This window comes from Myxococcus llanfairpwllgwyngyllgogerychwyrndrobwllllantysiliogogogochensis (assembly GCF_006636215.1).
GTDB classification, from domain to species: Bacteria; Myxococcota; Myxococcia; order Myxococcales; family Myxococcaceae; genus Myxococcus; species Myxococcus llanfairpwllgwyngyllgogerychwyrndrobwllllantysiliogogogochensis.
In genome coordinates, this window is record NZ_VIFM01000363.1 from 1 (window position 1) to 9,527 (window position 9,527).

The following is a 9,527-nucleotide window of genomic DNA, read 5'->3' on the forward strand; positions in this document are numbered from 1 at the left end:
GGCCTGGGCGGCGGGCTCTTCGGCGGGCACGGCGGGCGTCTGGGCCCCGGCCATGGCCGGGCTCAGGGCGAGGGTGAGGACCGCGGTGGCGAGTTGACGCATCGGGAAGGGTTTCGAGAGGGTCACGAAACTGGCTTCTAGGTAACGCGCGTGGCCGTTTCAGGTCCGTTGTGTGACATCGGTGTCACGAAGTCAGTGGGTCGGGTCGACGATGCGGTAGCCGACCCCGCGCACCGTCTCCAGCAGGGTGCGCGCCGGGCCCAGCTTGTCGCGCAGGCGCATGACGTGGGTGTCGATGGTGCGCGTCTCCAGCGAGGAGGACAGACCCCAGACCTCCTCCAGGAGCTGCTCGCGCGTCTGGACCCGGCCCGTGCGCGTCATGAGGTGCCCCAGCAGGCGGAACTCCAGCGCGGTGAGGGGGACCTCCTTTTCCTCGACGTAGAAGCGGTGCGCGGACAGGTCCAGCTTGAGGGCGCCCAGGGCCAGGGGCGCGGCCAGGGGCTCCTGGGGCGTGCCTCCGCGACGCAGGATGGCCTTGAGGCGCAGCACCAGCTCCCGCACGCTGAAGGGCTTGACGACGTAGTCATCCGCGCCGACCTCGAAGCCGCGGATGCGGTCGGTCTCCTCGCCCTTGGCGGTGAGCATGACGATGAGGATTTCGCGGGACTGGGCTCCGGCGCGAAGCTGCCGGCAGACGTCGATGCCAGACATGTCGGGGAGCATCAGGTCCAGCAGGACGAGCTCGGGCGGACGCTCGCGAGCGGCGATGAGCGCCGTCTCGCCCGTCGCGGCGAGCTGGGTGGAGAAGCCGGCATCGCGCAGGTTGAAGTCGATGAGGTGGGCGAGATCGGGTTCGTCGTCGACGATGAGGACGTGGGCCATGGCGGGCCGGAGTCTGCGCGTCTCGATTTTCATGCACGTGACGCATTTGCAACGATTGTGTGATGGCGACCGGTGGGAGGACAGGCGAGCGGCTCACTCGCGCCTCCGAGCATGTCTGGGTGGAAACTGACAGCGTCCCCCCACCGAGGGGCCCCTCGCACGCTCGCGGCGGAGCGTTACCTGTTCATGTCCTTCGGCCTTTTGTCGGAGGTCCTGTCCAGGAGCCCGCATGTCCCCCGACTCACGCCGGTTCATGTCTCGCCTGTGTTTGCTGCTGCTGTCCGTCTGGAGCACCGCCGCGCTGGCGACCGAGGAGTACCTGCAGCTGGCCACCTGCCTGGGTCCCCAACAGCAGACCTATTCGCCGGCCCTGAAGCTGTTGCCCCGGCAGACCTATTTCAGCGCGGAGGCCACGCTGGATGTGTGCGTGACGCTGGACCCCGCGCTCAGCTCGGCCCGCTTCCAGGTCGCCGGCGGAGGGGTCGCGAGCTGTACGCTCGCGTCGCTCCAGAGCCGAATCGTGCTCGAGTGGAACACGGGGGGGACGAGCATCATCGACATGTCGTCTCCGCTGGACCTCAAGCCCCTGGGCCAGACGGTGGTGCCCTCCTACGGCACGGTGATATCCGGCAGGTTCGAGGGCGCCCTCGTCGTCTCCGTGCTGGAGCTGACCCCCAATGACCTGGCCCTGCTCAAATGCCTGACGACGGGAGTCACCGAGTCCTCGGGGCTGATCAGCATGACCTTCCTCCAGCTGTTGCCGTGAGGCGTCAGCCCGGCCTCGTGTGAGCCCACGGGCTTCGTCGTCCCTGCGGGCGAGCCGCGCGTGAGACATCCATGAAGGTCAGACATGGTTCGCGTGCTGCGGGCGCGAGGTGCGGGCTGTTTTCGGGGCGGGGCGGAGGTTCGAGGTGTTTCGATGTCTGGAATGTGAGGCGTCCTCTCGTGAGACTCGCCAGGTCCTCCGGGGCAAAGCCCGTTGTGCCTTGGTGCTAGCTGTCTGTGGGTTGGCCGACCTCGTTTCCCGTGAAGTGTCCACGGGGCAACACAAGCCCCAGGGGGATGAGGATGTGTCATATTGCTCATGGGTTGCTCATGACTCATTTGAGAGGGATTGTGTCGATGTGAGGTGATTGATGGCTGAGAAGCTGGTGGATACCCAAGGCGCCCGTGGGAATGAGTCAAATCAGTCGGTGTTTTCCGGCTTTCAACACCTGTCGTTGGAGGAGCGGCGCGAGCGTCTCGGTGAGGGGCTGGGACTGGACGCGGAGCTCCTGGATGGACTCACCGGCGTGCAGGGGCTGCGGATGGAGTCCGCCCTGACGATGGTGGAGAACGCGGTGGGGCTCTTCAGTCTGCCCTTGGGGCTGGGGCTCCACCTGAAGGTCAACGGGCGGGACTACACGGTGCCCATGGTGGTGGAGGAGCCGTCGGTCATCGCGGCCGCGTCCTTCGCCGCGAAGCTGGTGGGTGCGGCGGGCGGGTTCGTCGCGGAGGCGGACCCATCCCTGATGATTGGTCAAATCCAGTTGGCGCGCTTCGGGCCGCCGAGCTTCGCCATGGCGCGCATCCTGGAGGCGCGCACGGAGCTGCTGGCGCTGGCCAACAGCCTGCATCCTCAGTTGGAGCGCCGAGGTGGCGGGGCCCGGGACGTGGAGGTGCGGCTCCTGCCCCCTCCCGAGGGGCCCGGCATGGAGCCGCTGCTGGTGGTGCACGTGCTCGTCGACACGCAGGAGGCGATGGGCGCCAACCTGGTCAACACCATGATGGAGGGCCTGGCCCCGCGCATCGAGCAGCTCACGGGTGGCAAGGTCTACCTGCGCATCCTCTCCAACCTGTCGGACCGGCGGCTGGCCCGGGCGCGCTGCTCCATTCCCGAGCGGGCCCTGGCGGACTTCGGGCTGAGCGGCGGGGAGATCGCCGAGGGCGTCGTCCAGGCGAGCCGCTTCGCGCTGGCGGACCCGTACCGCGCGGCGACGCACAACAAGGGCATCATGAATGGCATCGACGCGCTGGCGCTCGCCACCGGGCAGGACTGGCGCGCCATCGAGGCGGGGGCGCATGCCTTCGCGGCCCGCGGGGGACGGTATGGCCCGCTGTCGGTGTGGCGCAGGGAAGGGGGCCACCTGCTGGGAGAAATCCAGCTGCCGCTGGCGCTGGGCACGGTGGGGGGCTCGATGCTGGCGCATCCCGGAGTCCAGGCCTCGTTCAAGATGCTGGGACAGCCCTCCGCGCGGGAGCTGGCCTGCATCTTCGCCTCACTGGGGCTCGCGCAGAACCTGGCGGCGATTCGCGCGCTGGGCTCGGTGGGCATCCAGCGCGGCCACATGGCGCTGCACGCGCGCACCGTGGCGTCGAGTGTCGGCGCGCCACCGGAGTGGGTGGAGGCCATCGCCGCGCTGCTCGTCCAGGAGGGGGAGGTGAAGGTGGACCGGGCCCGGCAGGTGCTGGACCGGATGCGCGGCGGCGGCGAGTCCGTGACGCTCACGCCCTCCGCGCTGCGCACCGGGCTCCAGGACGAAATCGAATAGGCCCCGGGCTTCACGTCCTCCACGTCGACGAGCAAGGGGAAGGGCGCGCCGAGTGCGCGGTGTCCTTCCCCTTCTCCCCGCGTGGAGGAACCGGGACCTGTCGCGTGTTCTGGTTCCCACCCGCCCGAGGGCTGTGCAACAACGGCGGGGTGAGCCCCCATGACTCCGCCTGACTCGCACTCCTCGCCGCCCAACACTCCGCCCCTGCGCACCTTGCCGGTGCCCACGCTGACTCCCACGCCGGGCGAGCTGGCGCATGCGCAGAAGCGGGGCGGCCGCTCGGCGCTGCTCGGGTTGGGGCTGGTGGGCGTCGTGGCGCTGACGAGTCCCGTGCTCGGCTACCTGGAGGACGTGGGCAACGCGCGCGAGGAGCTGCTGGGGCACCTGTCGAACCAGGCCCGTGTCCAGGCGGACGCGCTGGGGGTCCACCTGCTGTTGCTGGAGGCGGAGCTCGCGCGCGTCGCCGGGCACCCCACGCTCTTTCCGGAGGACGGGGCGTCCCCCGCGGAGCAGGCCCTGCTCGACAGCGCCTTCTACCACTCGTCGCTGTTCTCGGAGGGCGTGGCCCTGCTCGGTCCCCGAGGCGAGCGTGTGTGGAGCGACCCTCCCGGCATGTCGCTGGGCGCGTCGCCCATCACCGCGCGCCCCTGGTTCCAGCGGATGGTGGAGCGCAAGGCGCCGGCCATCGACCTGTTGGAGGGCGAGGGGGGGCCGCTCGTCGTCGCCGTGCCGATGATCAAGGAGGGCCAGCTCAAGGGCGTGCTGCTCGGTGAGGTGCGCACGGAGGCGCTGCCCACGCGCTCCACGGAGGAGACGGCGCTGTTCCTGATGGATGCGCGCGGACGGCTCCTGCTGCCCTCGTCGCCCTTCTCGCACCAGGAGGACTTCTCTGGAGCACTGCGCTCACTGGCGAAGGCGCCGGGGCCGTTGATGTTGGAGGGGAACCGGTTGATGGGCGCGGCGGCGTGGGTGGGACGCAGCGAGCTGTTGCTCGTGGTGCTCGAGGACGAGGAGTCAGCCACGGCCGGACTGCGCTCGCGCTTCCTGCGACAGCTCGCCTTCCATATCGCGCTGCTCACCTGCACCCTCGGTCTGTTCCTCGTCCTGCTGCGGCATTCCTACCGCTCGTTGCTCGCGGCGGAGGAGCGGCTGCGCCGTCAGGAGACGATGGCCGCGCTGGGCACCGCCGCCGCGCTCATCGCCCACGAGGTGAAGAACGCGCTCAACGGCATCCAGGCCGCGCTGTCCGTGCTGCGCACGACGCCCGCGGGCAGCGAATTGCCGGTGCGGGGCCTGCGCTCCCAGGTGGAGCGGCTGGGGCACCTGGCCCGCTCGCTGCTGTCGTTCGGCGCGCCCCGTGCCGCGATGCGGCGAAGCTGCGAGGTGCACCTGTTGGTGGAGGAGGCGCTCCAGGCGGTGCGCATGCTGCCCGAGTCGGAGGAGGTGGAGCTGCGCACGTCGCTGGAGGAGAACCTGACCGTCCAGGGTGACGCGGCGCTCCTGGTGTCGGCCATCGACAACCTGGTGCGCAACGCGGTGGAGGCGGGCGCGGTGGCGAAGGACACGGGCCTGCGCCCCTCGCCCTGGGTGGCGGTGAACCTGTCGCGGGATGGCGATGCGGCGCTGCTGGTGGTGGAGGACAACGCGGGCGGCGTGGACCCCCGGCTCGAGCCCCGGCTGTGGGAGCCGTTCGCCACCGGCCGCGCGAAAGGCGTGGGCCTGGGGTTGCCCATGGCGCGGACGTCCGTGGAGGCGCATGGTGGAAGCCTGACCTATACCCGCCGTCCACAGGGCAGCCTCTTCACGCTGCGGTTGCCGCTGGAGCGCACTTCATGAGCATCCATCTGCTGTTGGTGGACGACGACCGGACCTTCGCCTCGCTGGCGGCCACCGTGCTGCGTCACGAGGGCTTCCGGGTGACGCTGGCGCATTCGCTCCATGACGCGCGCGCCGCGCTCGCCCGGCAGGCGCCCGAGGTCGTCGTGTTGGACCGCCGCCTGCCGGATGGAGACGGCATCCACCTCTTGCCGGAGCTGCGCGCGCAGTTCCCGGACACGGCGGTGATGATGGTGACGGCGCACGGCGACATCGCCAGCGCGGTGGACGCCATCAAGCAGGGCGCGCGCGACTACCTGTCCAAGCCGGTGGAACTCGACGACCTCGTCCTGCGCGCGCGCCGCGCCGCCGCGGACCTCCAGCTCCACGAGCGGCTGCGTCAGGCCGAGAGCGAGCTGGGGGGCCGGCGTCGGCTCTTGCGTCCGCGCGCCCCGGCGATGGTGGCCGCGCTCCAGATGATTGAGCGCATCGCCACCGCGCCCCGAAGTCCGGTGCTCATCACCGGCGAGACGGGCGCGGGCAAGGAGGTGCTCGCGCGGCACCTGCACAACGTGCAGGGCAACCAGGGCCCCTTCGTCCACGTCAACTGCGCCGCGCTGCCCTCCGCGCTGGTGGAGAGCGAGCTGTTCGGCCACGAGCGGGGCGCCTTCACCGACGCTCGCGCGGCCCGGCGAGGGCTGGTGGAGGTGGCCGACGGCGGCATCCTCTTCCTCGACGAGATTGGCGAGCTGCCGCTCAGCCTCCAAGCCAAGCTGCTCACCTTCCTGGACCAGGGCGCCTTCCGGCGGCTGGGTGGGACGACGGAGCTGACGAGCAACGCCCGCGTGGTGACGGCCACCAACCGCGACCTCACGCGCGAGGTGGCGGAGAGCCGATTCCGAGAGGACCTGTACTTCCGCCTGAGCGTCTTCCGCGTGGAGATTCCCCCGCTGCGCCAGCGCCGCGAGGACGTGCTGCCGCTGGCGGAGTCACTGCTGGTGGAGCTGTGCGCGGAGCTGGGGCGCAGGCCCGTGGACTTCTCCAGCGCCGCGAGGGCGCGCCTGGAGCGCTACCCGTTTCCGGGCAACGTGCGCGAGCTGCGCAACGTGCTGGAGCGCGCGCTGGTGCTCGAGCCGGGACCCGCGCTGGAGCTCCAGGCGCTGGAGCCGCGAGGCCCGCTGGGGCCCGCCGCCACGGACCCGGACGCCTTCGTGGTGTCGGGCACGCGCTCGCTCGACGAGGTGGAGCGCCTGTACGTGAAGCACGTCCTCGGCCGCCTGGACGGCCGGCGGATGGAAGCCGCGAAGGCGCTCGGGCTGTCCTACCCCACGTTCCTCCGCAAGCTCGAGGAGTGAGCCCCAGGGCGTCGGGACGGCTCCTCCGACGTGCCAGGCTGGCGCTTCAAGTTCCTTGCTCAAGTTTCTTGAAGTCCGGCGCGGGCACTTGAAGTTCCTTTCATCGCCCGCCTGCTCCCGGGCGCCGCATTCCCTTGTGAAATCGACCGTTTAGGTCCTGGCACGGGCGTTGCCATGACGCACCGCGAGACTCAGCGTGCGCCACCGTGGGGTGGCGTCTTCTCGTGGAGGTGTGTGGCATGACGACGAGTGATGGGAACGCTGGCTCGGCCTGGAAGAATCTGGCCGCTGACCTGCCCGCTTCCCTGGTGGTTTTCCTGGTGGCGCTGCCCCTGTGCATGGGCATCGCGTTGGCTTCAGGTGCGCCCATCGTCTCGGGCCTCATCGCCGGCGTGGTGGGTGGCGTGGTGGTGGGCCTGTTGGGAGGTGCGCCGCTTCAAGTCAGCGGCCCCGCCGCGGGCCTGGCGGTGATGGTGTTCGGGTTCATCCAGACCATGGGTCTGGCGATGACGTGCGCCGCGGTGGCCGTGGCGGGCGTGGTGCAGATGATTTTCGGTGGGCTCAAGGTGGCGCGCGCGGCGCTGGCCATCTCGCCCGCGGTGATTCACGGGATGCTGGCCGGTATCGGCATCCTCATCGTGCTGGGGCAGGTCCACATCGTCCTGGGTGGCAGCCCCCAGTCGAGCGCCTGGCAGAACATCAAGGAACTGCCGGAGCAGATCCTCGGCCTGCATGGCCCGGCCGCGGTGCTGGGCCTGGCCACCATCGGGTTGATGGTGGTGTGGCCTCTGTTGGCCAAGGGCAAGCTGAAGCTCGTGCCGGCGCCGCTGGTGGCGGTGGTGGGAGCGACGGCGGCGTCGGTGCTCTGGGGCGCGGACGTGTCGCGCGTGGAGCTGCCGGCCAACGTGTTCAGCAGCATGCAGCTTCCGGCGATTCCCACGGGCAACTGGGGTCAATTCGTAACGGCCGTGCTGTCGCTGGCGCTGGTGGCGAGCGCGGAGTCGCTGTTGTCGGCGGTGGCCACGGACAAGATGCACACGGGGCCCCGGGCCAACCTGGACAAGGAGCTGTTCGCGCAGGGCGTGGCGAACACGGTGTCCGGGCTCGTGGGTGGCCTGCCCATCACCGGCGTCATCGTGCGCAGCGCGGCGAACATCGCGGCGGGCGCGAAGTCGCGTTGGTCCGCGGTCATCCACGGCGGGTTGCTGCTGCTCTTCGTCACCACGCTCGGCTCGGTGGCGGGCCTGGTGCCGCTGACGGTGCTGGCGGGTCTGCTCGTCGTCGTCGGCACCAAGCTGGTGAACCTGCACCACATCCGCGAGCTGCAGAAGCGCGGCGAGGTGCTCGTCTACGCGGTGACGGTGGCGGGCGTCGTCGGCATCAACCTGCTGGCGGGCATTGGCCTGGGATTGCTGGTGGCCATGCTGCGGTTGCTGTGGCGGTTGGGCAGCGTGAAGGTGGACGTCAAGCAGGCTCACGGGGAGTTCCTCGTGCAGGTGTCGGGCTCGCTCACCTTCGTGGGTGTGCCCCGCCTCTCCACGGCGCTGGCGCAGGTGCCCGCGGGGTCCAGGGTTCGCGTGGACCTGACCGTGGACACGTTGGACCACTCGGGTTTCGAGGCCATCGAAAGCTGGAGTGACACGCATCGCAAGACGGGCGGCTCGGTGGTCATGGAGTCGCTCGAAGAGGTCTGGGTCCGCAGCGGTACGAGCCGGTCCTCCAGTCCTGTCCTGGGTTCGCAGGTTTCCACCAACACTCTCGCGTCTGAAGGTGCCCCATGAAGAAGCTCATCCGTGGCCTGCTGGACTTCCAGCTCAAGGGTCGGCCCGCCTATCGCGAAGTGTTCGCCCGTCTGGCGCAGGGCCAGTCCCCGGACTGCATCTTCATCTCCTGCTCGGACAGCCGGCTGGTGCCGAACCTGCTTGTGACGACGGACCCGGGCGACCTGTTCGTGGTTCGCAACGTGGGCAACCTGGTGCCGCCGTCGGATGCCCACGGCGTCTCCACGGGGGACCAGTCCGAGCCCGCGGCGCTCGAGTTCGGTCTGAGCAACCTGGAGGTGGAGGACGTGGTCGTCTGCGGCCACTCGAGCTGCGGCGCGATGAAGGCGCTGCTCGCCGGAGGCCAGGTGCCGGGCGCGCCCAACCTCCAGCGCTGGCTGGAGCATGGCCAGCAGGCGCTGCGCACCCTCAAGGAGGGCACCACGGTGGGCGAGGGCCTGCCTGAGTACGACCGGCTCTCGCAGCTCAACGTGCTCCAGCAGCTCCAGCACGTGTCGTCGTACCCGGTGGTGAAGGAGCGCATCGCCGCCGGCAAGCTGCGGCTGCACGGGTGGTGGTTCGACATCGCCAACGCGCAGGTTCACGTCTGGCGCCCGACGCACGGCCGCTTCATCCCCATGACGGAGCTGGTGGGGGAGGCGCTCTTGCGCGAGCTCGGCGGCGACCCGCTCTTCCCGGGCGAGGGTCGGGCGGCGAACCAGGAGGGGCCCGGCGGCGAGGGTGTCGCCCGGATTCTCTCCGTGGCCGCCGGCCACTGAGCCTGGGGCCTCTCGTAGCAGGCAGGCAAGGGGGCATGGCCCACATGGGGCCGTGACTCCTGATTGGAAATCGGACGCTGGAGAGGAAGGATGCGGCCTGGCTCCGCATGACCCCCTTCCTCTTCACGTTCGTCGTCCTGGGCTTCTCGGTGGGCGCGGGACTGCTGGGCTCGCTGCTGGGCATCGGCGGCGGGCTCATCCTCATCCCCGTCCTCACCCTGCTCCTGAAGGTGGACATCCACTACGCGGTGGGTGCGTCCATCGTCTCCGTCATCGCCACGTCGAGCGGCGCGGCGGCCGCGTATGTGCGCGAGCGCATGGCCAACATGCGCGTGGCCATGTTCCTGGAGCTGGCCACCACGGCGGGCGCGCTCACCGGGGCCTTCCTGTCGGGTCGGGTGGGAG

At 70.0% G+C, this 9,527-nt stretch carries 8 protein-coding genes; 7 read left to right on the forward strand and 1 reads right to left on the reverse strand.

The genetic code is table 11. From position 1 onward, the window contains the following. Nucleotides 1–192: 192 nt before the first annotated feature. A complete protein-coding gene (locus FJV41_RS45300; RefSeq protein WP_141648857.1) occupies nucleotides 193–882 on the reverse strand; it encodes a response regulator in 690 nt (229 codons plus the stop codon). A gap of 229 nt (nucleotides 883–1,111) precedes the next feature. Here FJV41_RS45300 and FJV41_RS45305 point away from each other — a divergent pair, with 229 nt between their 5' ends. The 7 genes from FJV41_RS45305 to FJV41_RS45335 form a co-directional block, all read left to right on the forward strand. After that, nucleotides 1,112–1,648 (forward strand): hypothetical protein, encoded by a 537-nt coding sequence (locus FJV41_RS45305; RefSeq protein WP_141648858.1) that lies wholly within the window; start codon nucleotides 1,112–1,114, stop codon nucleotides 1,646–1,648. Nucleotides 1,649–2,018: 370 nt separating this feature from the next. Further along, nucleotides 2,019–3,413 (forward strand): hydroxymethylglutaryl-CoA reductase, degradative, encoded by a 1,395-nt coding sequence (locus FJV41_RS45310; RefSeq protein WP_141648859.1) that lies wholly within the window; start codon nucleotides 2,019–2,021, stop codon nucleotides 3,411–3,413. Nucleotides 3,414–3,572: 159 nt separating this feature from the next. After that, nucleotides 3,573–5,249 carry a sensor histidine kinase gene (locus FJV41_RS45315; RefSeq protein WP_141648860.1) on the forward strand — a complete coding sequence of 559 codons (1,677 nt, stop codon included), beginning with the start codon at nucleotides 3,573–3,575 and terminating at the stop codon, nucleotides 5,247–5,249. Then, the gene (locus FJV41_RS45320) at nucleotides 5,246–6,583 is read left to right on the forward strand and encodes a sigma-54-dependent transcriptional regulator (protein ID WP_141648861.1); all 1,338 of its coding nucleotides are present in this window, start codon (nucleotides 5,246–5,248) and stop codon (nucleotides 6,581–6,583) included. Before FJV41_RS45315 ends, FJV41_RS45320 begins: the two co-directional genes overlap by 4 nt. Nucleotides 6,584–6,822: 239 nt before the next feature. Continuing rightward, nucleotides 6,823–8,364: a SulP family inorganic anion transporter gene (locus FJV41_RS45325; RefSeq protein ID WP_141648862.1), complete on the forward strand. Its 1,542-nt coding sequence runs from the start codon at nucleotides 6,823–6,825 to the stop codon at nucleotides 8,362–8,364. Continuing rightward, on the forward strand, nucleotides 8,361–9,122 hold the full coding sequence (locus FJV41_RS45330; RefSeq protein WP_141648863.1) for a carbonic anhydrase: 762 nt from the start codon (nucleotides 8,361–8,363) through the stop codon (nucleotides 9,120–9,122). Before FJV41_RS45325 ends, FJV41_RS45330 begins: the two co-directional genes overlap by 4 nt. Before the next feature lie 107 nt (nucleotides 9,123–9,229). Further along, on the forward strand, nucleotides 9,230–9,527 hold a 298-nt coding region (locus FJV41_RS45335; protein ID WP_141648864.1), incomplete at its 3' end, for a TSUP family transporter.